A 21,995-nucleotide genomic window follows, 5' to 3' on the forward strand; every position below is an offset into this window, starting at 1 on the left:
TTATGCACATTTTTATTTATTGTGCATAAAACTTGGTTTGTGCGCAACATCCGTTTCTGGCATAGTCGCCGCATGATCCAGGAGACCCTCGCCCCCGAGGCGCTGCCGCTGACCGAACAGGCCTGTCTCGCCCTGCGCCGGGCGATCGTGCGCGGCGATTTCGAGCCGGGACAGCGCCTGCGCGTGGAAGAGCTGCAACGCCGCTTCGGCCTGAGCAGCAGCCCGCTGCGAGAGGCCCTGAGCCGGCTGGTGCAGCAGGGACTGGTGCGGACGCTGGAGAACCGCGGCTTCCGCGTCGCGCCCATCCACGCCGACGCGATGCGCGACCTGACCCGCCTGCGGCTGATGATCGAAACCGAGACCCTGCGCGACGCCATCGAGCACGGCGACGATCTCTGGGAAGGCCGCGTCGTGGCGGCCCACCACAACCTGGCCCTGGTCGAAAAGCGCCTGGCGTCCGGCCCCGTGGTGCTGGACGACGACTGGTCCGATCGCCATCGGTCCCTGCACCTGGGTATCTATTCGGCCTGTAGCTCGCCGCTGCTGTTGGGGCTGGTCGAGAACCTGTTCGACCAGGCGGAGCGGTTCCGCCGCTTCTCCGCCCGCCACCGGCAGACCGACCGCAGCAAGAACGACGAACACCGGCGCATCGTCGACGCGGTGCTGGCCCGCGACACCGGCCAAGCGGTCGAACTCCTGCGCCGTCACATCAGCGGCACCGAGCGCAACGTGCTCGACGCGCTCCATGCCATGGAGACCGCGCCCGCCTCCTGACGGCCGCACGCTAAACAAGCCCAAACACCGCGCCATGCGTTGCGCAAACGCCTCATAGAATCACGGCGCGATTGCGCATGAACCGCAGTGGGCGCATGCTCCGCGTGCTACTCGACCACTGCACGATATGGGGGATATATGAGCAAAAAGCTTTGCGCGGAATTCCTGGGTACGTTCTGGCTGGTATTGGGTGGCTGCGGCAGCGCGGTCCTGGCCGCGGCGTTTCCGGAGCTGGGCATAGGATTCGCCGGCGTCGCGCTGGCCTTCGGCCTGACGGTGGTGACCATGGCCTACGCGGTCGGACACATCTCCGGGGGGCACTTCAACCCGGCGGTCACCGTGGGCCTGGTCGCCGGCGGCCGTCTTCCGGCCAAGGACGCCATACCGTACATCATCGCCCAGGTCGTGGGCGGCATCGCCGCCGGCGGGGTCCTGTACCTGATCGCCAGCGGCAAGGCGGGCTTCGATGCCAGCGCCGGCTTCGCGTCCAACGGCTACGGCGAACACTCGCCCGGCGGCTATACGCTGGCCGCGGCGGTCGTCTGCGAACTGGTGTTGACGGCCTTCTTCCTGATCGTGATCCACGGCGCGACCGACAAGCGCGCGCCCGCGGGCATGGCGCCGCTGGCCATCGGCCTGACGCTCACTCTCATCCATCTGATCAGCATCCCGGTCACCAACACCTCGGTCAACCCCGCCCGCAGCACCGGCGTGGCCGTGTACCAGGGCAGCTGGGCGCTGGAACAACTCTGGGTGTTCTGGCTCGTGCCGCTGATCGGCGGCGCGATCGGCGGACTGATCTACCGGCACCTGCTGGAAAAAGAAACGAACTGACACCGGGCGTTCTCGAAGCACGGCGATAATGGCGGGCGGGGGACCTCCCCGCCCTTCGCCTGACTTCGGACACCGATGAATCTACGCCTGACCGCCTTCGGCGGATGGAAGCCGCTGTTCTGGGCGGCCCTGCTGGGGATACTCGCGCTATCCCTCCTGCCCTCCGCCACTCCCCTGCCCACCACCGGTTGGGACAAGACCAATCACCTGCTGGGCTTCGGCGTGCTGGCCGCGCTGGCCCGCTTCGCCTATCCTGGCCCCGCGTGGCCACGCCTGCTGGGCCTCCTGGCCTATGGCGCGCTGATCGAGATCCTGCAATCCATGACACCCGACCGGTCGGCGGAATGGGCGGACCTGTTCGCGGACAGCCTGGGCATCGCGATCGGCTGGTGCGGGGCCTGGATGGCCACGATCGGGTTGCGGCGACGGGCCTGACGCCTGGGGGTTTCCCGTATAGGAGCACCGGATTCCCTCATGGCTGGACTGGCCATTGAGGGATGAAAACGCATTCCTATAATGAGACACACCTTGTCCGGTATGGCCGGACTCAGCAGGGAGCGATCATGGCGATCCAGGCAGAAGGTGTGGAGCATTACCCGTCGTTCGAACGCATCGTCGACATCTGGCTGTCGTTCGTCACCCCCGGCGCCGTCCATTCCGCGCAGGCCATCGCGCGGGAATTCGGGACCTCGCGCAGTTCCACCTACCGCTACCTGCAGATCCTGCGCGAACGCGGGCTGATCGAGGACGTGGACGGAGCGGGTAACTATCGCCTGGGGTCCGCCTTCGTCAACCTCGTCCGCAGTTGCGAGGACCCCAGCACCTCGGCCTCCATCGCCGAGCCCTTCGTGCACGAGCTGGCCCTGGCCAGCGGCGAAACGGTGCTCTTCACGACACGCATCGGCGATCGCGTCATCTGCACGGTGGCGCTGGAGAGCCGGCAGGCCGTCCGGGTCTCGGTCGATCCCGTCCGCAACGTGCCGCTGCACCTGGGCTCGTCGGCCAAGGTCCACCTGGCCTATCTGGAAGAACAGGAACGCACGCGCGTGCTGCCGCGCCTGCGCGCGGCGAAGCCCGGCGGCAAGCCCTTCGACCCGCAGGCGCTGGAGCGGTCCCTGGCGGCCATACGCGAGCAGGGCTATGCCATCAGCGATGGCGAGATCGAGGCCGGCGTGCGCAGCGTGTCCGCTCCCGCCTTCTTTCCATCCGGCTCGCTGATCGGCGCCATCACCCTTGCCGCGCCGGCCTTCCGCCTTCAGGACAAGGTGCTGAAGCAGGCCGTGCTGCGCGTGGTGGCCGCCGCGCGCCATATCAGCGACGCGGCCTCGGCCACGCAGTCGCGCCGCGCATCCGCCGCCTGACCCATCGGAGTTTCCATGACACGGACACTGATAGAGAACGGGGTGGTCCTGACCATGAACCCGGCCGGCGACATCCACGAGCGCGGCTGCGTACTGGTCGAGGACTCCCGCCTGGCGTATGTCGGCCCCAGGGAAGGCTTGCCCCGCGACCTCGAAGCGCGGCGCCACGATGCCGCCGGCCGCGCGGTCATGCCCGGCCTGGTCAATTGCCACACGCACTTGTGCATGATCTTCGGCCGTACGCTGGCGACGAACACCGACCTGCTGTCCTGGCTGGACCTGCAAATGCCGCTGATGCGCGCGCTGGACGCCGAAGCCATGCTGGCGGCGCAGACCCTGGGCTGCATCGAGAATCTGAAGAATGGCAGCACGACACTGGTGGAAAACCTGTTCGCCCCCCGGTCGGACTCGGTATCGCCCGAAGACAGCGCCTTCGCCGCCATGGAAAGCACGGGCATGCGCGGCATCGTGGCCCGCGCCTTCGAAGCCGTCCGTTTCGACCCCGCATTCGTCGAAACGCCCGCGCAGCAGGCGCAGCGGGTACGCAGCCTGCACGCGCGCTGGCACGGCCGCGCCCAGGGGCGCCTGGGACTGTCCTTCGGCCCGCTGCTGCCCTGGACCCTGGACGAGTCCATGCTGCGCGCCAGCCGCGCGCTCGCCACCGAACTGGGCATCTGCCTGCACATGCACGTGGCCGAGTCGCGCGAGTTCAACCGCATCATCGAGCGCTACTACGGCCGGCCGGTCCGCAACGTCGAGCTGCTCCACGAAACCGGCTGTCTGGGCCCCGATGTGCAGGCGGTAGGCGTATCGGACCTTTTCTCCGACGAAATCGCCCTGCTGGCCGAGACCGGCACCTCGGTCGTTCTCGATCCGCAGACCCGGCTCTTCTGGGGCACGGGCTTTCCCGCGCTGACGCCCTTCCTCGAAGCCGGCATCAACTGCGGACTCGCCACCAACGGACCCGCGGCCAACTGCGGCCAGGACCTGTTCGAGAGCATGAAGTACGCGTGCGCGACCGCCAAGACCGCGGCGGGCGATCCCCACGCGCTGGACGCGCGGCGGGCACTGCGCATGGCGACCATCGAAGGGGCGCGTGCGCTCGGCCTGGACCGCCGGACGGGTTCACTGGAAACCGGCAAGCAGGCGGACCTCATCATGGTCGACCTGCGCCAGCCCCACCTGGTGCCGGCCTTCGACCTCGAGGCGGCGCTGGTCTTCAGCGCGCGGGGCACGGACGTGCGCGACGCCATGGTGGACGGTGAATGGCTGATGCGGGACCGCCGCCTGACCCGCGTCGACGAAACCGCCCTGCTGGATCGCGCCGAGGACCTGGCCGGGCGAGCCCTGGCCAAGGCAGGGGTCCGCCGGCCGCAGCATCGCACCCTGACCTCCCAAGGAACCCCATGATGATTAGGCTCGTTTCCATCGCCGCGGCGATCGCGCTGTGGTGGCTGCTGTCCCTGGCCTTCACGGCCTCGGTGCTGCCCGGTCCCTTGCTCACGCTCCAGACGCTGGTGGAGAACATCGCCGCCGGCAACGTCCTCGTCCATCTGTGGATGACGCTGGCCCGGGTGACGGCGGGCCTGGCGCTGGCGTTGCTGATAGGCGTGCCCATCGGCGTGCTGATGGGCCTGTACCGGCAGGTCGAGCGGGCCCTGGACCTGTGGGTGATGGTGGGCCTGACCGTCCCCAGCCTGTGCTACGCGCTGGTGTGCTTCATCTGGCTGGGACTGAACGAGGCGGCCACCATCGTCGCCATCGGCATTACCGCCGCCCCCTCGATCGCCATCAACCTGTGGGAAGGAGTCAAGAACATCGACACCCGGCTCGTGGCCATGGCCCGCGTATTCGAGGCCGACCGCTGGACCGTGTTCCGGCGCGTGGTCCTGCCCCAGGTACTGCCCTACGTGATGGCCTCGGTGCGTTTCGGCCTGGGGATCATCTGGAAGATCGCCGTGCTGGTGGAGCTCATCGGCCGCCCCAACGGCGTCGGCTTCCAGCTCTTCTACTGGTACCAGCTGGCGGACATGCCCCAGGTGCTGGCATGGACGCTGCTGTTCACCATCGTGATGCTGATCATCGAACTGGCGATTCTCAAGCCGATCGAGCATCGACTCTTCTCCTGGCGCCCGAGGGTGGAACTATGAACGACGTCGTCTTCTCCGTCCGCAACCTGGTCAAGGAATTCCCCGGCCGCGACGGCGCTGCGCCGCTGCGCGTCCTCAAGGGTCTCGACCTGGTCGTGCGCAGGAACGAATTCATCTGCATCCTGGGCCCCTCGGGATGCGGGAAGTCCACCTTCCTGAACATCCTGTCCGGCCTCGATCCCCGCTACAGCGGCGAGATCGACGTGGGCGGCCGCAGGTTCAAGGCCGGCAAGCCGCCGCTGCGCATCGGCTATCTGTTCCAGGAACCCCGCCTGCTGCCATGGCTGACCGCCGAGCAGAACGTGGACTTCGCCATGCGCAGTTGCCGGGTCCCCTCCTCGCGCTGGGCCGGGCTGAAAAACCGCCACTTCCATCTGACGCGGCTGGATGCGTTCCGCGGCCATTACCCCCACCAGATGTCGGGCGGCATGTGCCAGCGCCTGGCGCTGGTGCGCGCGCTGTGCGTCGAACCCGACGTGCTGCTGATGGACGAGCCCTTCAGCGGGCTGGACGAGCTGACCGCGCGGCGGCTGCGCGTGGACCTGCTGGACATCTGGCGCGACACCGGCAAGACCATCATCTTCGTGACCCACAACTCGTACGAGGCCTCGTTCCTGTCGGATCGCATCCTGATGATGTCCCAGGGCGAGGTGCAGCAGGAAATACCCATAGACGTAGCCCGGCCGCGGGACTACGACGACCCCGAGATCTTCGAGATCAATCGCCGGGTGGTGAAGCTGTTTCTCGAAGTCGCACAAGCCGCGGCGCCCGCCACGCCCTGACCGGGCGTGTCCGCCGGCTCGGCCGGCACATCATCTTCGTCAAGGAACTGGCATGTGGAAATCGCTGGCAATTCGTCTTTGCCGCCTGGCTTTGCTCGCCGCGGCAACCTGGTATCCGGCCGCGCAGGCCGCCGAACCGGTCACCATCCGGCTGGGCGACCTGGCGCAGTCGGTCAACGGCATCGCCTCGGGCGTCATGGTGTCCCAGGGCATCGACAAGAAGTACGGACTCAAGGTGGAGTACTCGGTCTACCCCACCCTGGACGGCCTGTTCACCGCGATACGCGGCAAGCAGGTCGACATCGGCTTCGGCGGCTGGACGGCTTTCGCCCAGTTCCGCAGCAAGGGCGTGCCGGTGACGATGCTGTATCCGGTGGGCCGCGGCGCTTCGCTGGACGTGCTCGTCACCAAGGACTCGCCCATCCGTTCGCTGGCCGACCTCAAGGGCAAGCGCATCGGCTCGTACGCGGGCGCGGCGGGCACCGCGACCGTGCTGCTGCGGGTGCTGACCAGCAAGTATTTCGGCTATGACCCGGGCACCGGCGGCCAATTGCAATACGCCGGCCCCGGCCTCCTGCCCTCGCTGCTGGAGAAGGGCGAGATCGCGGCCGCCCTGCTGTTCGACCCGCTGGCGGCCAAGGCGATCGCCTCCGGCAAGTTCCGCTCCATCGGCAACCTGGCCGACGTCTACAAGGACAAGGTTGGCGAGGACTTTCTCTGGACCGGCTATGCGACCAACGACGACTTCATGAAGGCCCGGCCCGAGGCGCTCGCCAACTTCGTCCGCGCGTGGATCGAGGCGGTGAACTACGTGAAGACGCATCCCGAGGTATTCGTCGCCTACGGCAAGCAGTTCGGCTTCGACGCCGACAACGTGCGCATCCTGCAGGAACGGGTGAACGCCGATTACGTACTGACCTGGAACGACGAATACATCCGCTACCTGGGGAATTTCGCGCGCCTGTCCAACGAGGTCATGGGCGCCGGGTTCCTGGACAGCGTCCCCCCCGCCGCATTCACCACGCGCTTCGTTCCCAAGTGACCCATTCTGGACGACCCCATGGCTTTTGACGACCTGCCCGCCCAATCCCCCATCTATCCCGAGGAAGCCGAGGCCTACGCCCGGCAGGCCCTGGCACTATCGCGGGAAGCAGCCGGACGCACCCGCTGCGTGCTGGACCTGCCCTACGGCAGCGACTACTGGCAGAAGGTGGACGTCTACCTGCCCGAACAGCGGCTGGAGGGCCTGCCCGTGCTGGTGTTCGCGCACGGCGGCGCCTGGAGCCATGGCTACAAGGAATGGATGGGCTTGATGGCGCCCGCCATCGTCGCCACGCCGGCCGTCTTCGTCTCGGTATCGTACCGGCTCGCGCCCGACGTCCGATTTCCCGCGCCGCTGGACGACTGCGTGGCGGCCCTGCGCTGGGTGCGCGACCATATTTCGGACTACGGCGGCAGCCCGGATCGCATCTACGTGGGCGGGCACTCGGCAGGCGGACACCTGTACGCGCTCGCGACGCTCAGGCACGACCTGCTCGGGCAGGCGGGCCTGGCGCCCGACACCATCAAGGCCTGCTTTCCCGTCAGCTCGCAGTTGAACCTGGTCTTCGATGCGCCCGAGCCGGGCAGCGGCGAAGCGCGCATCTACGAGATCTTCCTGGCGCGGGCGGAAGACGCGCCGGCGGCCAGCCCCCTGCACCAGATGGAAGGCAACCGCACGCCCTTCTTCCTGAGCCATGGCGAACGCGACTTTCCGCGCATCATCGCCAGCAACCTGCTCGCCGCCCAGACCCTGGCGCGCCAGCCCTCCGGCGTGGTGAGCGAGGTCTATCCGGAGCACGGCCATTTCGACACGGCGCTGGGCCTGGCGGACCCTGCCCACCCGTGGGTGCGCAAGGTCTCGGCCTGGCTGCGCGATGGAACCGCGCCCTGACCGCCTCAGGCCTGCGGCGCGTAGGCCACGGCCTTGATCTCGATCAGCAGGTGGGGATGGGGCAGTTGGCGCACGGCCACCGTCGTGCGCGCGGGGCCGTCGTAGCCGAAGAACTCGTTGTAGACCTCGTTGTAGCCGGCGAAGTCATCCATGTCGACCAGGAACGTGGACACCTCGACCAGATCGGACAGGCTCGCGCCCGCCTCCTGCAGAATGGCGGCAATGTTCTGGATGACCGCGCGGGTCTGCTCGCGGATGTCCAGGCGTACGCCATCCGGCAGGATCTCGACGCCGGCATGGGTGTTGTCGGACCGGCGCGAGCTGGTCCCTGACACGAACAGGAAAGGACCGGCCCGCCGGAAATGCGGATAGCGGCCGAGCGGAGCCGCGCGGCCGGACACGACCGCGGATGGGGAAGATGCCATGAAAGGTCTCGTTGCATGAAGACCCCTCGCGGCGTGCCGCGAGGGGAAGGACATGGGCCCTAGTGCTGGAACTCTACGACCGCCGCACCGCTGCCGAAGGCAGGGCCGTAGGCATGGGTGCGGGCCTTCCTGTACTGCCCGCCCAGGGCGCCCAGCACCCAATACAAATGCTTGAATCCCATGTCGACCCGGGCCGACTGCGCGTAGTCGGGCGCCTTCTGGCGCACCTCGGCCACGTCGCCGCGCTCCAGCAGCGCCAGCATCTCCCGGTTGGCGCGGTCCTCGTCGCCGTTGACGATATGGTCGGTCGCGATGTCGATGTCCTGGCGGAAGCTCGAACCCGACAGCCCCCCGACGCCTATCACCGCGATGCGCTTGCCCTGCGCATCCGCCGCCTGCGCGGCCAGGCGGCCCAGGCTCTCGGTGGTCTGCCCGTCGTGGTAGAGGTTATTGGACGTCAGCACCACCGGGATATCCAGTCCTTGCAACAGGAAATGCGTGGCGACTATGGTGCCCGTGTCGATGGGGAAGGCATCGTAGTCCACCTCGCGCGACCGCACGCCGATCTGCGCCGTGGACGCGATACACGCCTTCGCCAGGTCGGTATCGACGCGGATGTCGAACGGCAGTTCGCCATACTCGTGCCAGTTCTCGTCCACGTGCGAACCCTGGATGCGGCCGCGCGTCTGCCACAACTGGTCCAGCACGGCGATCCATTGCGTGGAATAGATCAGCGCCACGTCGGGCTTGCTTGCGGCCAGCGCCTGCCCCGCGGCTTCATAGCCGCGGGCGATGGCCTCCCAGGGAGGATTGTCCCGCCGCAGCAGCGGCAGCGGCGTACCCGGCACCAGAAATGCGCTTGCTATGGGCATGTCTTTTCTCTCTTCAGGGTTGCCGGCATCAGGCCGCGGCCTTCGCGGGCGCATCGGCCAGTCCGGCCTCGACCAGGTTCCACTCCATCACGGCATTGCCGGTGCCGATCACCGTGCCATAGCCATGCAGTTCGCCGGGAATGTTGGGATATCCCATGGCCGCGAACATCCAGGTGAAAGCGCCGGACTTCACTTCGGCGAAGGCCTCCTCGATGAACTGCGGCTGCAGCTTGAAATACTCGTCCACCTCGCCCCGGCGCAGCATGTCGATGACGCGCACATCCCACTTGTAGCCGTCGAAGCGCTCGGGGTGTTCCCGCGTCATGTCCTCGGGCAGCTCCGGCTCTTCGTGGAAGTGCCAGTGCGACAGCGTGTTGGAGGCCAGCAGCACGGCACGGCGGCCGGTCCGCTCGATGGCGCGGCGCGTGGCCTTGCCCAGGAGATCCATCTCCTGCAGCCCTTCCTTGGTGTTCAGGTAGTACGGCGAATTGTTGGCGGACACGCCCACGATGGGGATGTCCCACTGCGGCCGTATCATGTGCAGCGTGGTGATGGTGCCGTAGTCGACCCGGAAGTTGGGGTTGCGCATCATCTTCGCCACCAGCCCGGCATCGCGCGCCTCCTCGCAGCAGGCCTCGGCCAGTTCGACGTCGACGTCCAGCTCGAAGCTGTAGCGAAACAGGTTGGGGAAAATGGGATCGACCGATTTTCCGCTCAGGTGCGGCACGCCCAGGAAGTGATGTCCGACCTGGGTCATCCAGTGGGGCGAATGGACCAGCAGGACATCGGGCTTGAGCGCTTCGAGCGAGGCCCGGGCCTTTTCGTACGCCCATCGCAGCGGCTCCCAGCCGCCCTGGGAACGCGGTTCGTTCTGTGGGGGATTCTCGCCGTAGACCAGATGGGGGGGATGCGGGGCAAGGTAGCCGCCGACGATGGAGCCTTTCATACGACCTCCTTCTTGGAACCGGCGCGCGACGCGCGTCCGGGTAGCCCATTCTTTCCCGGGTGCGGGGAAAGGACAATGCCGAGTCTGTCATGGCGGGACTGGCGTCCCGGTTTCGATGCTGCGACGCAGCGCAGGCAGCCGTGGATCTGATCTTTTTCCATACCGTCTCCTTTGATTACCCGATGAAACTCCGGCCTGGGGCCGGCCTACCAGACACCGATCCGGATACCGTGAGCCGGCTCGATGGTGTCCCGCGAGACGACGATACGCGTGGACGGAACGGTCAGGCTGGTCTTGCGTTGCCGCAGCCAGTCGAACAGGTACTCCTTGTGCAGTGCGAGAACGCTGGCATGCCCGGGGTTCGACGCCACGTCCCGCAACTCCATCGGGTCTTCCTGCATGTCGAACAGCTGAGGCGCGAACCCTTCCCAGTAGATGTACTTCCAGCGGTCGCTCCTGACCATGTAGCCCCGGCAGCGGCGGGCGTCCCGGCCCAGCAGCACCCGGGCCTCGCGAAAGGCATAGTCCAGCTCGCTCACGGCGGCGAATCGCCACGGCGCGCCGGCGCCCCCGCGCGAAAAAGGCAGCAGCGACATGCCTTCGATCACGTGGTCGGTATGGGGCACGTCGAACGCATCGGCCACCGTCGCCAGGAAGTCGATGGACTCGACGGGCCGATCCACGGTCGAGCCCCGGGTGTCGGGCCTGGCCCGGGGATCGACCATGATGAAGGGAATACGGGCGGAGGGGTCATGAAAAAGATCCTTGTCGCCCAGCCAGTGATCGCCCAGATAGTCCCCATGGTCGGACGTGAAGACGATCAGCGTGTCCTCGTACTGGCCGGTGGCGCGCAGCGCTTCGAGCAACCGGCCGAGATGATCGTCGATTTGCGTGACCAGGCCCATGTAGGTGGGCTTGACGTGCGAAGCCACCTTTTCCCGCGAGAACGCCGACGACTCGCCATGCCGCAGATAGGCGCCATAGACGGGGTGGGGATCGTCGCGCTCCGCGTCGTCGCGGCATGTCGGCAGGCAGTCTTCCGGACCGTACATGGCGTGATAGGGACTGGGAGCGATGTACGGCCAGTGGGGCTTGATGTAGCTGACGTGCAGCAGCCACGGACGTCCCTGCTGGCGGCGGATGAAGTCGATCGCGACATCCGTGGTGTAGGCCGTTTCGGAATGCCGCTCATCGACACGGGCGGCGTAGTGCGCATTGCGCATCTCCCAGCCGCTGGCCGGACGGCCCGCTTCGTCCTCGCCGGCGATCACGAAATCCGACCAGGGATCGGCCACGTCATATCCCGCGGCCCTGAGGTACTTCGTATAGGGATGCTCGGGCCCCGGATTGGCATGCCCCTCGTAGCGGTCGACCACCAGGAAGCCGCCTTCGAGCACCGGCGCCTCCGGCGGCACGTGTGCCCCCACGCGTTGCAGGCCGTCCAGGTCTGGCGCGAAATGCGTCTTGCCGGCCAACGCCACTTCCACGCCACGGGGCCGCAGCCAATCGCCGATCGTCGGCTGGCCGATCGACAGCGGCATGAAATTCCAGATGGCGCCATGCGAAGTCATGGAGCGCCCGGTATAGAACGACATGCGCGACGGGCCGCACGTCGGCGCCGAACAATAGGCCCGGGTGAATCGCACCCCTTGCGACGCCAGGGCGTCGATGTTGGGGGTCCGGATCGACGGATGGCCATAGCAGCCCAGATAGTCGGCGCGCAACTGGTCGCACATGATGAACAGCACGTTGCGGACCGGCCTCGACGGCGCGGAGCTCTCGGGCCGGGTCATGGCGTTTCATCCTCGTCGGGCCGGGGGTCGAACTCCATGACGTTGCGCTTGATCGTCCGGATGACCTTCATCAGGACCGTCATTTCCGGTGGGGAAATATCGGCCAGGAATATCTGGTAATAGCCCAGCACCGCCGGCAGCGACCGCTCGAACAGGCTGCGCCCCTTCGCCGTCACATAGACCATGGTCTGGCGCTTGTCTTCGACCCCGTGGGACCGCGTGACAAGGCCGTCTTCCTCCATGGCATCGAGCAGGCGGCTCAGGTTGGAGCGCTCGATGACGGTAGTCTCGGCCAGCTCGGCCACGCTGCGCCCGTCCTGGTCGGAAAGCACGCTGACCACCCGCCACATCAATGGCGAGCAATCGAACGGCTTGAGTATCTTCGCCATGTTGTGGACGTGCTGGCGGTCGATGGCCAGCATGTAGTGCATGGGCCAATCGGCGACATGGAACAGCTCCGCTTCCGGCGTTCCCCTTCGTTCCTGCTTGTCTGGAGCGGGTATCAAGATCTTTTCCTCCGACGTGGCGGCGCGCCACTCGCTTGTTGAATCCCGGGCCCTACCTCGCCATCAGCCAACGCGGCAGCCTGGTGGCGATGTCCGGCACGAGCATGACCATGAACAGCATCAGCAGGCCGAACAGCACGTAGGGCACGGCCGCGGCGAAGATCTCCGTGGTGCGGATGTGGGCCGGGGCCACGCTGCGCATGGTGAAGAGCAGCATGCCGAACGGCGGGGTCAGCAGGCCCAGCTGCATGCATATCAGGTACATGACGCCGAACCACAGCGGATCCCATCCGAAGTGCGCCACCAGCGGCATGAAGAACGGCAGGGTCATCAGCATCATGCTTATCTGGTCGACGAAGCACCCCAGCACCAGGAGTATGCCCATCATGACGGCCAACACGAGCCAGCTCGACAGCCCCGAGCCCTGGACCAGGCCGACCAGGCCGTTGGTCGCGCCGGAGAACGCCAGGATCTGCGAGAAAGTCGTGGCGCCGATGATGATGAAGAGGATCATGCCGCTGATGGCGGCCGTTCCGGTCAGCGCCTTGACCAGCATGCGCCACGACAGGCTGCGGTACAGCGCGCACACGAGCACGGTGCACAACGCCCCCAGCGCGGCGGACTCCGTTGGCGTTGCCCACCCGGCGGTCATCGAGGCGACGACCACCGCGAAGATGGAAACCAGCGGCGTCACGTGCACGACCAGGGGACGCCACCGCTCCCAACCCGCTACCTCTTCCCGGACGAAGCTGGGCGCGAGCTCGGGATTCATCTTTGCACGCACGACGATGTACAGCACGAAGATCGCCGACAGCAGCAGGCCCGGCAGGACACCCGCCAGCAACAGTCCCGAGATCGAGATATTGGCCAGGCTACCCAACAGCACGGTCAGCGCCGATGGCGGTATCAGCATGTCCACCGCGCCGATGGCCATGATGGGCCCCATGGCCATGCGCGGATGGTAGCCGCGCCGAAGCATCTCCGGCAACAGCAGGCTGCCGAGCAGCGCGGTCGTGGCCACCGTCGCCCCGGATATGGCGGAGAACACCGTACCGGCCACGACCGCCACGATCGACAGCCGCGCCGGAACGCGGCGCACCGCCCGGTCGAACGCGTCGATGGCCTTCATGGCCAGGCCGGTATGGAACAGCACCTCGCCCATCAGCAGGAAAAAGGGAATGGGCGTGAGCGAAAAGCTGGTGACCGACGCCACGCCGTTGCGCACCACCATCATCAGCCCAGGCGTGCCGCCGAGGTAGACCAGCGCGCCGACCAGATTGATCGCAAGGAAGGCAAACCCGGCCGGCACCCCGACCAGCAGCAGCACGGACAGCAGCCCGAACAGCAGCGTAAGACTTTCCCACCAGCTCATAGCAGGTTCTCCGGCTTGAGCAGCGAATCGCGATTCTCGGCGTCCGCCCGCTCTCCGACCACGGCCTGCCTGCCGCACTCGATGGCCAGCAGCGCGAAACAGGCGGGGAAGGGAATGTAGATGAACCATTCGGGAAAGACGATGCTCTTCATGACGACCGCTTCGGCCTCGTAGGCATCGAGCATCACCGCGACCGAGTAGCAGGCGATCACGACGCTGACGACGCAGCCGATCGCCGCCGCGATCCGGAAGATCGTGAATCTGATCCCCTCGGACAGCGTATTGAGCACATCCAGACGGATGTGCTGGCGGTTGTACATGAGCCATGGCGCGGCAATGCACGTGGCCACCGGCAGCAGATGCTCGGTAACGTCCATGGCCCCCGCGAACGACGGCAGCCCCAGATTGCGGGCGACGACGTCGTAGCTGACCAGGATGACCATGGCACCCACCAGCAATCCGGCGAGCAGGCCGAACGCATTCAAGATCCACACATAGATTTTCACGACAGCCCCTTGCCTCAGGGCGCCATCATCTGGCGCAGCTTGGCTCCGTGCTTGGGACTGGCGCTCAAGACCGTCGCCCAGCCCGCTTCCTGCGACTTGGCCAGGAAAGCCGCCGAGTCCGCGTCGGACAGCCTGATGGGCTGTATGCCGGCCTCGGACTGCCTCTTGATATCGGCGGCCGCGTCGCGCAGCGATGCGTCCAGGGACATATTCTCCAGCCAAGCCACCTGCTTTTGCAGGAAATCACGCTGCTCCGGGGTCAGGCTGTCCCACCGCCGGGCGCTGAACTGGATGCCCAGCTCGAGCGTGTAGAAACCCGGTTCCAATCGATACTTCGTCCGCTCCTGCCAGCCCAGGTCGAAGATGCCGATCGCGGGCCAGCCGTAGCCGTCCACCACCCCGCGCTCCAGGCCGGTGTAGACCTCGCCCGGCGCCATCTGGACGACCCCTGCTCCCAGCTTGACGAAGAAGTCCCGGAAGATGGGGGTGATGCGGATCTTCAGGCCGGATAGATCGGGCTTGTCTATCTTCTTGTTCAGATAGATGTGATAGGGAATGCGATCGCCGGTGCGCGCGAAGTAGTACAGCCCTTTCTGCCGCATGATCGAGTTGAGATAGTCGAGGCTGCCGTTCTTGCGGATTTCCGAGAAAGGCAGGGTCGCGTAGTTCAGCGCCAATCCCTCCGGAACGATGCTTGCCGTGAACGTGGCCGTGGTGTTGGCCAGATCGATCACCCCGTTGCGCAGCGCGGCCCCCTGCTCCATGGTCGGAATCGCCTTGGGGCCGCCTATGTACTCGATCCGGACGATGCCCTTGCCTTCCTCGTTGACCTTCTTCACGAAGCTCTCGAAGTTCCTGGAGAAGTACGTGCCCTCCTGGAAGGCGCTTACCGCCTTCAGCACGACCTCCGCCGCATGGGCGAGCTTGGGTACGGTTGCAACGATCAGGCAGACGGCAAAGGGCAGTGCTCGCATCGCTTTCATGATTGCTCCAGGTCGAAACAAAAGGTGCGACTTAGAAGCCGGCAAGCACCGGCTCATTTATATTTCGGTGAATTTTCACGATCTTTTTATTTATCAATGGCCAGCCAAGTCAATAAATCTAGCCATTATTCTGGTGAAAACACCTAGAAGCTTGTGAACAATCAATCAAAATTACGTGATTATTCACGTAATTATTGAAATCACGGAGCAACGCCGGACGCGCGAACGCGAGCGCATTCCCTGGATGGGAAAGACGGTATGGGGGGGAGGGATTGGTGGGCGGTACTGGGTTCGAACCAGTGACCCCTGCCGTGTGAAGGCAGTGCTCTACCACTGAGCTAACCGCCCGAAGAGAACCTTCGGTTTGACTGCCGCATCCGCGACAGCCCATAACTATAGCATATCTTTTTTATGCAGTGGGAAGCGGTTCCCACTTCCTCCACAGGGTCTGCCCCTTGGATTCCTTGTCCAGGCCCGCCAGATAGGCCTGGTGGGCGGCCAGGTCGGCTTCGTCCACCGGCACCACCTGCAGGACCGAGGTATCGAAGGCGCCGAAGCTGGTCGTGGCCTGCCCGCCGGTATCGCCCAGGTCGATCACCAGGCTGTCCTGGCCGCGCGTCATGGCCAGCCAGACCTCGGCCAGCAGTTCCGAGTCCAGCAAGGCGCCGTGCAGCACCCGGTGGGCGTTGGAAATGCCGTAGCGGTCGCACAGCGAATCGAGCGAGTTGCGCTTGCCGGGATGCAGTTCGCGCGCATGCATCAGGGAGTCGACGACGCCCAGGCATTTGTCGCGGAAGCTGCCGCGCTGCAGCCGCGCCAGTTCGGCGTTCAGGAAGCGGATGTCGAATTCGGCGTTATGGATGATGACGTGGCCGTCCTGGATGAAGTCCAGGAATTCGTCGACCTTGTCCTCGAACCGGGGTTTGTCGGACAGGAACTCGGTGGTCAGCCCGTGCACTTCCAGGGCGCCCGGGTCGCTGTCGCGGTCGGGATTCAGGTAGGTGTGGAAGTGGCGCTGCGTGACCCGGCGGTTGACGATCTCCACGCAGCCGATTTCGATGACGCGGTGCCCTTGGAGCGGATCGAGGCCGGTGGTTTCAGTATCCAGGACGACATAACGCATGCGGGGGCACCAGAGAGAAAATTGCGGAGGCCCCCAAGTTTAGGATATTTGGCCGAGCGAGTCGTCGGTAACCGCTTGCGGCCGGCGGGGCCCCACCCCCTCAGGGGCTGACGTAGCCGGTTTCGGCTGCGCCGAAACTTCCCGCGCCAGGCAGGCAAAACGGGGCGGGCGTGAACTCGCGCGGGGACAGTCCCCCGGACTGTCCCTACTGCCGCGCTCACACATGCACGCCCTTGCTTCCCCGTTTTGCCTGCCTGGCGCGGCGGCTCCGAACAGCCCCTGAGGGGGTGGGGCCCCGCCGGCCGCAAGCGGTTACCGACGACTCTTGCTTCCCTAACCCACCGATTCCGGGGCCGGCGCAACCGGGGCGCCGTGGGGATCGGGTTCCAGCGGGTGTTCGCCCACCGGCAGCGGGCGCTTGCGCTTGCCGGCCACCAGCGCGTACACGCAGGGCACGACGAACAGGGTCAGGAGCGTGCCCAGGCTCATGCCGCCCACGATCACCCAGCCGATCTGCACGCGGGACTCGGCGCCCGCGCCCGTGGCCACCGCCAGCGGGACGGCGCCCAGCACCATCGCGCCGGTCGTCATCAGGATGGGGCGCAGCCGCAGCACGCTGGCCTCGGACACCGCCTCGATCAGCTCCTTGCCCTGGTCGCGCAGCTGGTTGGCGAATTCGACGATCAGGATCCCGTGCTTGGTGATCAGGCCCACCAGCGTGATCAGGCCGATCTGGCTGTAGATGGACAGGGTTCCGCCCGAGAACCACAGTGCCAGCAGCGCGCCCGTCATCGACAGCGGCACCGACAGCATGATGATGAACGGATTGCGCCAGCTCTCGAACTGCGCCGCCAGCACCAGGTAGATGAACGCCACCGCCATCGCGAACACGAGGTAGATGCTGCCCGACGAATCGCGGAACTCGCGCGACTGGCCGTTCAGGTCGGTCTGCGCGGTGGCGGGCAGCACGCGCGCGGCGATGCCGTTCATCACGTCCAGCGCCTCGCCCAGCGCGTAGCCGGGCGCGAGCGACGCCGAGATCGTGACGGCGCGCATGCGGTTGAAGTGGTTCAGGGTCTGTGGCGACACGCCCTCGCGGACCGACAGCAGGTTGGCAAGCTGCACCATCTCGCCACTACGGGGCCGCACGTAGATGTCGGAGATGTCGGCCGGATTGGAGCGGTCGCGCGGGATCACCTGCACCAGCACGTCGTATTGTTCGCCGTTGTCCTTGAAGCGCGTCACCTGCCGGCCGCCCAGCATGGATTCGAGCGTGCGGCCGACGCGGTCCACGTCGACGCCGATGTCGGCCAGCTTGTCGCGATTGACCTGCACCCGCAGCTCGGGCGTGTTCAGGCGCAGGTCGGTCTGCACGTTCTGCACGCCGGGGTACTTCGACAGCTCGGCCAGGAAAGCGTCGGTCATCGTGGCCAGTTCGGGATAGGACACCTGGCTCATGATGACGAATTCGATGGGCGAGGAACGCGGCGACTGGCCCAGCGACGGGGGATTGGTGGGGAAGGCCTGCACGCCGGGCAGCGCGGCGAACTTCGGCTGGAGCGAGCGGGCGACCTCCTGCTGGCTGCGGGTGCGCTCCTCCCAGGGCTTGAGCCGCAGCACGGCGTTGCCCTCGGTCACCACCGGGAAGCCGGCCACCGCCTGGTAGGCGGCCATCTCCGGGATGTCCTTGTAGATTTCTTCCATGCGCTCGAGGTAGCTGGTGGTGTAGCCGACCGTGGCGCCCTGCGGCGCGACGATCCGGCCATAGATGACCCCGCGATCCTCGACCGGAGACAGCTCGCTCTTGATGATCTTGAACAGGGGCACGCTGCAGGCGCCCACGGCCAGGCCCAGCGCGACCACCCACCCGCGATGGGACAGCGCGAAGGACAGCGCGCGGCGATAGCCGCGCGTGAGCGCGTTCAAGCCGCTCTCGATGAAGTTGTACAGCCAGCCGTGCGACTCCTGGTGGCGCAGCATGAGCGAGCACATCATGGGCGTGAGCGTCAGCGCGACGAAGCCGGACACCAGCACGGCGCCCGCCAGGGCCAGCGCGAACTCGATGAACAGGCGGCCCGTGCGCCCGGTGGCGAAGGCCAGCGGCGCGTACACGGTGACCAGCGTCAGCGTCATGGCGATGACGGCGAAGCCGATTTCGCGCGAGCCCAGCAGCGCGGCCTGCATGCGCGACTTGCCTTCCTCGATGTGGCGGAAGATGTTCTCGAGCACGACGATGGCGTCGTCCACCACCAGGCCGATGGCCAGCACCATGGCCAGCAGCGTGAGCGTGTTGATGGAGAAGCCGAACGCATACATGAGCGTGCAGGCGCCGATCAGGGACACGGGAATGGTGACGATGGGGATCAGGCTGGCGCGCAGGTTGCGCAGGAACAGGAAGATCACCAGCACCACCAGCACGATGGCCTCGCCGATGGTGTGGAACACCGACTCGATGGACTTCTCGATGAAGACCGAGGTGTCGTACGCCATGTTCAGCTTCATGCCGCTGGGCAGCGTGGCGTTCATTTCCTCGATCTCGGCCCGCACCGCCTTGGACAGGTCCAGCGGGTTGGCCGTGGACTGCTTGACCACGCCGATGTTCAGCGCCGGCTTGCCGTTGAAGCGCGAGGTGACGCGCTCGTCCACCGGCCCCAGGCCGACCGAGGCGACGTCGCCGACCCGCACGCTGTAGCCGCCGACGTTGGCGATGATGACGTTCTCGAACTGTTCCCTGGTGCGCAGGTTGGTGGCGGCGACGATGGAGAACTCGCGCGCCATGGACTCGATCCGTCCCGAGGGGATCTCGACGTTCTGCTTGCGCAGCGCGTCCTCGACGTCCTGGACGGTCAGGCGGTAGGCGGCCAGTTTCCCGCGATCGACGTTGACGCGCATGGCCGGCAGACGCTCGCCGAACACCCGCACCTCGGCCGCGCCCGGCAGCACGGACAGCCGGGGCTTGATGAAGCGGTTGATGTAGTCCGAGGTTTCCATCGCCGACAGCGCCCCGGACTCCACGGCCAGGTACATGACTGGCTGGGAGTCGGCCTCGACCTTGGCGATGATGGGCTCGTCGATCTCGTCGGGCAGGCGGCCGCGCACGCGCGCGACCTTGTCCCGCACGTCGGCCGCCGCCGCGTCGGGAGATATCGACAGGCGGAAGCGGACGTTGATGTTGCTGCGCTCGGACCGGCTGGTGGAGGTCATGACCTCCACGCCCTCGATGCCCGACAGGGAATCCTCCAGCGGCTTGGTGATCTGGGACTCGATCACCTCGGCCGACGCGCCCTTGTAGACGGTGCTGACGGACACGACCGGCTCGTCGATCTGCGGATATTCGCGCACGGTCAGGCGGGAATACGAGATCAGGCCCACCAGCAGGACCAGCAGCGACAGCACCGTCGCGAACACGGGCCGCTTGATGCAGACTTCGGACAGGACCATGTGCCGGGCCTCAGAGCGCGGACGCCGTTGCGCCGGCGAGCTTCACCGGCACGCCGTCGCGCAGCTTCTGCGCGCCGGCCACCACGATCACGTCGTCCTCGGCCAGGCCGGAGACGATCTCGACCATGGCTTCGCGCCGCTGGCCGACCTCGACCTGCACCCGCTCGGCACGCCCGTTCTGCACGCGGTAGACGAACTGGTCGTCGCCCACCGGAACCAGCGCCGCCTCGGGTACCGCCAGCGCCTGGGCAGGCGTATCCAGCAGCAGCTTCACGCGCGCGAACATGCCGGGACGCAACTGGCCGCCGGGGTTCTTGACCTGGGCGCGCATGACGATGGAACGGCCGCCCGTGTCGATGAGCGGGCTGATGGCGTAGACGGTGCCGCCGAAGGACTTGTCCGGCATGGCGTCGAGCGATATCTGCAGGGTCTGGCCGGTACGGATCTGCGACAGGTAGATTTCCGGGATGCGGAAATCCACCTTGAGCGGATCGATGGCCTCGAGCGCCACCAGGTCCTGGCCGGCGCCGATGTAGTCGCCCACCGAGACGTTGCGCAGCCCGATCACGCCGCCGAACGGGGCGCGGATGTCGTTCTTGTCGAGCCGGACCTGGGCCAGCACCATGGCGGCCTGCTGCACCTTCATGGCGTTGTCGGCCTCGTCCTTGGCCTGCTTGCTGATGAAGCCCTTCTGCTGCAGCTCGATGGAGCGGTCGTAGTTGCTCTTGGCCAGCGTGAAGTTGGCGCGGGCCTGCTCGAACTCGGCGCGCGGCACGGAATCGTCCAGCCGTATCAGCACCTGGCCCTTGCCGACCCGCTGGCCCTCGGTGAAGCGGATGTCGCTGATGCGCCCCGCCACTTCCGGACGCAAGGTCACCGATTCATCGGACCGCAGGCTGCCGACGGCGGTGATGCCCCGCTCGAACGGCTTGCGCGCAACCTTCTGGACTTCGACCAGGATGGCCTGGGGCCCCTTGGCCTTGGCCTCGGCGGGCGCCGGGGCGTCGGCGGGAGCGCCCGCATGGAACAGGCGCGGGGAAAAATAGCCGACCCCCGCCCCGACGGCGAGAGCGACCACCACGGCGGGGACCAACGAATTCTTCTGCATACAGGCGAGCGGAAAGCGCAACAAGGTGTATCGCTCACTGTAGCATCGGACCATGACGATTGCGCGGGATCCCGTGCTTTTCCGGCCCCGCGAAAACCCTCGCTTTCCTCCCTTACTCCACCTTGCCTATCCGGCGGACGGCCTCGGCCAGGACCTTGGCGTCGGCCTGCCAGTAGACGGCGAACTCCGGCGCGTCCAGGTACATGACCGGGCTGCCCGCTCCCTGGATCGTCTTCAATACCTTGGGATCCGTGGCCGCGGCCTTGGCGGCGGCGCGCAGGCGGCCGACCACGGACGCCGGCGTGCCGGCCGGAGCGAACACGCCGGACCACTGCGCGAACTGCACCGGGTGCCCCAGTTCGGTCAGGCTGGGGACGTCGGGCAGGGATTCCAGGCGCCCGGTGCCCCAGTGCGCCAGGGCCCGGACCTTGCCGCCCTTGATGTGCTGGAGCACCGAGGCGGGCCCTGTCGACAGCGCCTGGACCTGGTCGGCCAGCAGCGCCACGATGGCCGGCCCGGCGCCGGTGTAGGGCACGTGCAGCAGGCTCAGGTTGGCCTCGTTGCGCAGCATTTCCATGGGAACGTGCATGGTGCCGTAGTTGCCCGAGGACCCGTAGGCGACGTCGCGGTCGCCCTTCTTCTGCGCCGCGATGAACTCCTGCGCCGTCTTCCACGGACTGTCGGACCGCACCACCAGCACGGTCGGGTCGGCGGTGAAGCGCGCGATGGGGGTGAACTGGGACAACTGGTACATCGGCTCCCTGCCGAGCAGCTTGTCGGCCTCGGGCAGGATGGAGATGGACGACAGCGCCATCATGATGGTGTAGCCATCGGCCGCCGATTTGGCGACATGCCCCATGCCGACGCCGCCGCCGGCCCCTCCCCGGTTCTCGACCACCACGGCCTGGCCCAGGAAGCGGCTCATGGACTCGGCCACCGGCCGGGCAACGGTATCGGCCACGCCCCCCGGCGGGAAAGGCACGATCATGGTGATGGGCCGGGTCGGCCAGGATTCCTGCGCGGCGGCCGGCGCGCCGCCCAGGGCGGCGCAGCAGGCCGCCCAGACCAGCAAGGTGCGTTTCATGT

General features: G+C 66.5%; 21 protein-coding genes and 1 tRNA gene. 9 read left to right on the forward strand and 13 right to left on the reverse strand.

The genetic code is table 11. The features are described from left to right. Positions 1 to 72: 72 nt before the first annotated feature. The 9 genes from CDO46_RS07435 to CDO46_RS07475 all read left to right on the forward strand — a co-directional run bounded on the left by CDO46_RS07435 (position 73) and on the right by CDO46_RS07475 (position 7,834). The gene (locus tag CDO46_RS07435) at positions 73 to 774 is read left to right on the forward strand and encodes a GntR family transcriptional regulator (protein WP_087837893.1); all 702 of its coding nucleotides are present in this window, start codon (positions 73 to 75) and stop codon (positions 772 to 774) included. A gap of 138 nt (positions 775 to 912) precedes the next feature. Continuing rightward, the gene (gene aqpZ, locus CDO46_RS07440; protein ID WP_087837894.1) at positions 913 to 1,608 is read left to right on the forward strand and encodes an aquaporin Z; all 696 of its coding nucleotides are present in this window, start codon (positions 913 to 915) and stop codon (positions 1,606 to 1,608) included. A 75-nt stretch (positions 1,609 to 1,683) separates the two neighbouring features. Continuing rightward, complete coding sequence (locus tag CDO46_RS07445) at positions 1,684 to 2,043, forward strand: VanZ family protein (protein WP_087837895.1); 360 nt, start codon at positions 1,684 to 1,686, stop codon at positions 2,041 to 2,043. A gap of 128 nt (positions 2,044 to 2,171) precedes the next feature. Then, positions 2,172 to 2,969 (forward strand): IclR family transcriptional regulator, encoded by a 798-nt coding sequence (locus tag CDO46_RS07450; RefSeq protein ID WP_176400677.1) that lies wholly within the window; start codon positions 2,172 to 2,174, stop codon positions 2,967 to 2,969. Between the two features lie 15 nt (positions 2,970 to 2,984). Continuing rightward, positions 2,985 to 4,379, forward strand: a complete 1,395-nt coding sequence (locus CDO46_RS07455; RefSeq protein WP_087837897.1) for an amidohydrolase family protein — start codon at positions 2,985 to 2,987, stop codon at positions 4,377 to 4,379. Continuing rightward, a complete protein-coding gene (locus CDO46_RS07460) occupies positions 4,376 to 5,119 on the forward strand; it encodes an ABC transporter permease (protein ID WP_176400678.1) in 744 nt (247 codons plus the stop codon). The genes CDO46_RS07455 and CDO46_RS07460 overlap by 4 nt, the downstream gene beginning before the upstream one ends. Next, positions 5,116 to 5,901: an ABC transporter ATP-binding protein gene (locus tag CDO46_RS07465; protein ID WP_176400679.1), complete on the forward strand. Its 786-nt coding sequence runs from the start codon at positions 5,116 to 5,118 to the stop codon at positions 5,899 to 5,901. Before CDO46_RS07460 ends, CDO46_RS07465 begins: the two co-directional genes overlap by 4 nt. Before the next feature lie 52 nt (positions 5,902 to 5,953). Further along, the gene (locus CDO46_RS07470; RefSeq protein ID WP_087837899.1) at positions 5,954 to 6,943 is read left to right on the forward strand and encodes an ABC transporter substrate-binding protein; all 990 of its coding nucleotides are present in this window, start codon (positions 5,954 to 5,956) and stop codon (positions 6,941 to 6,943) included. A gap of 18 nt (positions 6,944 to 6,961) precedes the next feature. After that, positions 6,962 to 7,834 carry an alpha/beta hydrolase gene (locus CDO46_RS07475; RefSeq protein WP_087837900.1) on the forward strand — a complete coding sequence of 291 codons (873 nt, stop codon included), beginning with the start codon at positions 6,962 to 6,964 and terminating at the stop codon, positions 7,832 to 7,834. Between the two features lie 5 nt (positions 7,835 to 7,839). Here the strand turns inward: CDO46_RS07475 and CDO46_RS07480 are convergent, their stop codons facing one another. From CDO46_RS07480 to CDO46_RS07540, 13 genes are all read right to left on the reverse strand, one after another. Continuing rightward, complete coding sequence (locus CDO46_RS07480) at positions 7,840 to 8,259, reverse strand: RidA family protein (protein ID WP_087837901.1); 420 nt, start codon at positions 8,257 to 8,259, stop codon at positions 7,840 to 7,842. Positions 8,260 to 8,318: 59 nt separating this feature from the next. Further along, entirely contained in the window at positions 8,319 to 9,131 is an 813-nt protein-coding gene (locus CDO46_RS07485) for a tRNA U-34 5-methylaminomethyl-2-thiouridine biosynthesis protein (protein ID WP_087837902.1), read from the reverse strand. Between the two features lie 28 nt (positions 9,132 to 9,159). Further along, on the reverse strand, positions 9,160 to 10,077 hold the full coding sequence (locus tag CDO46_RS07490) for a tRNA U-34 5-methylaminomethyl-2-thiouridine biosynthesis protein (RefSeq protein WP_087837903.1): 918 nt from the start codon (positions 10,075 to 10,077) through the stop codon (positions 9,160 to 9,162). 206 nt (positions 10,078 to 10,283) lie between these two features. Next, a complete protein-coding gene (locus tag CDO46_RS07495) occupies positions 10,284 to 11,870 on the reverse strand; it encodes a sulfatase-like hydrolase/transferase (RefSeq protein WP_087837904.1) in 1,587 nt (528 codons plus the stop codon). After that, positions 11,867 to 12,376 (reverse strand): MarR family winged helix-turn-helix transcriptional regulator, encoded by a 510-nt coding sequence (locus tag CDO46_RS07500; RefSeq protein ID WP_087837905.1) that lies wholly within the window; start codon positions 12,374 to 12,376, stop codon positions 11,867 to 11,869. The genes CDO46_RS07495 and CDO46_RS07500 overlap by 4 nt, the downstream gene beginning before the upstream one ends. 52 nt (positions 12,377 to 12,428) lie before the next feature. Beyond that, a complete protein-coding gene (locus tag CDO46_RS07505) occupies positions 12,429 to 13,748 on the reverse strand; it encodes a TRAP transporter large permease (RefSeq protein ID WP_087837906.1) in 1,320 nt (439 codons plus the stop codon). Continuing rightward, a complete protein-coding gene (locus CDO46_RS07510; protein WP_087837907.1) occupies positions 13,745 to 14,254 on the reverse strand; it encodes a TRAP transporter small permease in 510 nt (169 codons plus the stop codon). Before CDO46_RS07510 ends, CDO46_RS07505 begins: the two co-directional genes overlap by 4 nt. Positions 14,255 to 14,268: 14 nt before the next feature. Further along, positions 14,269 to 15,237 (reverse strand): TRAP transporter substrate-binding protein DctP, encoded by a 969-nt coding sequence (gene dctP / locus CDO46_RS07515; protein WP_176400680.1) that lies wholly within the window; start codon positions 15,235 to 15,237, stop codon positions 14,269 to 14,271. A gap of 273 nt (positions 15,238 to 15,510) precedes the next feature. Beyond that, positions 15,511 to 15,585, reverse strand: a tRNA-Val gene (locus CDO46_RS07520). Positions 15,586 to 15,646: 61 nt separating this feature from the next. After that, positions 15,647 to 16,360 carry a DNA polymerase III subunit epsilon gene (dnaQ, locus tag CDO46_RS07525; RefSeq protein ID WP_087837909.1) on the reverse strand — a complete coding sequence of 238 codons (714 nt, stop codon included), beginning with the start codon at positions 16,358 to 16,360 and terminating at the stop codon, positions 15,647 to 15,649. Between the two features lie 333 nt (positions 16,361 to 16,693). Further along, on the reverse strand, positions 16,694 to 19,801 hold the full coding sequence (locus tag CDO46_RS07530; protein WP_087837910.1) for an efflux RND transporter permease subunit: 3,108 nt from the start codon (positions 19,799 to 19,801) through the stop codon (positions 16,694 to 16,696). Between the two features lie 10 nt (positions 19,802 to 19,811). Continuing rightward, positions 19,812 to 20,909 (reverse strand): efflux RND transporter periplasmic adaptor subunit, encoded by a 1,098-nt coding sequence (locus tag CDO46_RS07535; RefSeq protein ID WP_087837911.1) that lies wholly within the window; start codon positions 20,907 to 20,909, stop codon positions 19,812 to 19,814. Between the two features lie 112 nt (positions 20,910 to 21,021). Beyond that, positions 21,022 to 21,993 carry a tripartite tricarboxylate transporter substrate binding protein gene (locus CDO46_RS07540; protein ID WP_087837912.1) on the reverse strand — a complete coding sequence of 324 codons (972 nt, stop codon included), beginning with the start codon at positions 21,991 to 21,993 and terminating at the stop codon, positions 21,022 to 21,024. Between the last annotated feature and the right edge of the window lie 2 nt (positions 21,994 to 21,995).

The organism is Pigmentiphaga sp. NML030171, from assembly GCF_002188635.1.
GTDB lineage: Bacteria > Pseudomonadota > Gammaproteobacteria > Burkholderiales > Burkholderiaceae_B > Pigmentiphaga > Pigmentiphaga daeguensis.

What these genes read in the sequence shown, in the direction of transcription:
- CDO46_RS07465 (WP_176400679.1), top strand. Translation starts at nt 5,116, where the DNA reads ATGAACGACGTCGTCTTCTCCGTCCGCAACCTGGTCAAGGAATTCCCC.
- dctP (WP_176400680.1), bottom strand. Translation starts at nt 15,237, where the DNA reads ATGAAAGCGATGCGAGCACTGCCCTTTGCCGTCTGCCTGATCGTTGCA.
- CDO46_RS07490 (WP_087837903.1), bottom strand. Translation starts at nt 10,077, where the DNA reads ATGAAAGGCTCCATCGTCGGCGGCTACCTTGCCCCGCATCCCCCCCAT.
- CDO46_RS07505 (WP_087837906.1), bottom strand. Translation starts at nt 13,748, where the DNA reads ATGAGCTGGTGGGAAAGTCTTACGCTGCTGTTCGGGCTGCTGTCCGTG.
- aqpZ (WP_087837894.1), top strand. Translation starts at nt 913, where the DNA reads ATGAGCAAAAAGCTTTGCGCGGAATTCCTGGGTACGTTCTGGCTGGTA.
- CDO46_RS07480 (WP_087837901.1), bottom strand. Translation starts at nt 8,259, where the DNA reads ATGGCATCTTCCCCATCCGCGGTCGTGTCCGGCCGCGCGGCTCCGCTC.
- CDO46_RS07485 (WP_087837902.1), bottom strand. Translation starts at nt 9,131, where the DNA reads ATGCCCATAGCAAGCGCATTTCTGGTGCCGGGTACGCCGCTGCCGCTG.
- CDO46_RS07535 (WP_087837911.1), bottom strand. Translation starts at nt 20,909, where the DNA reads ATGCAGAAGAATTCGTTGGTCCCCGCCGTGGTGGTCGCTCTCGCCGTC.
- CDO46_RS07445 (WP_087837895.1), top strand. Translation starts at nt 1,684, where the DNA reads ATGAATCTACGCCTGACCGCCTTCGGCGGATGGAAGCCGCTGTTCTGG.
- dnaQ (WP_087837909.1), bottom strand. Translation starts at nt 16,360, where the DNA reads ATGCGTTATGTCGTCCTGGATACTGAAACCACCGGCCTCGATCCGCTC.
- CDO46_RS07450 (WP_176400677.1), top strand. Translation starts at nt 2,172, where the DNA reads ATGGCGATCCAGGCAGAAGGTGTGGAGCATTACCCGTCGTTCGAACGC.
- CDO46_RS07495 (WP_087837904.1), bottom strand. Translation starts at nt 11,870, where the DNA reads ATGACCCGGCCCGAGAGCTCCGCGCCGTCGAGGCCGGTCCGCAACGTG.
- CDO46_RS07540 (WP_087837912.1), bottom strand. Translation starts at nt 21,993, where the DNA reads ATGAAACGCACCTTGCTGGTCTGGGCGGCCTGCTGCGCCGCCCTGGGC.
- CDO46_RS07475 (WP_087837900.1), top strand. Translation starts at nt 6,962, where the DNA reads ATGGCTTTTGACGACCTGCCCGCCCAATCCCCCATCTATCCCGAGGAA.
- CDO46_RS07460 (WP_176400678.1), top strand. Translation starts at nt 4,376, where the DNA reads ATGATGATTAGGCTCGTTTCCATCGCCGCGGCGATCGCGCTGTGGTGG.
- CDO46_RS07455 (WP_087837897.1), top strand. Translation starts at nt 2,985, where the DNA reads ATGACACGGACACTGATAGAGAACGGGGTGGTCCTGACCATGAACCCG.
- CDO46_RS07470 (WP_087837899.1), top strand. Translation starts at nt 5,954, where the DNA reads ATGTGGAAATCGCTGGCAATTCGTCTTTGCCGCCTGGCTTTGCTCGCC.
- CDO46_RS07435 (WP_087837893.1), top strand. Translation starts at nt 73, where the DNA reads ATGATCCAGGAGACCCTCGCCCCCGAGGCGCTGCCGCTGACCGAACAG.
- CDO46_RS07530 (WP_087837910.1), bottom strand. Translation starts at nt 19,801, where the DNA reads ATGGTCCTGTCCGAAGTCTGCATCAAGCGGCCCGTGTTCGCGACGGTG.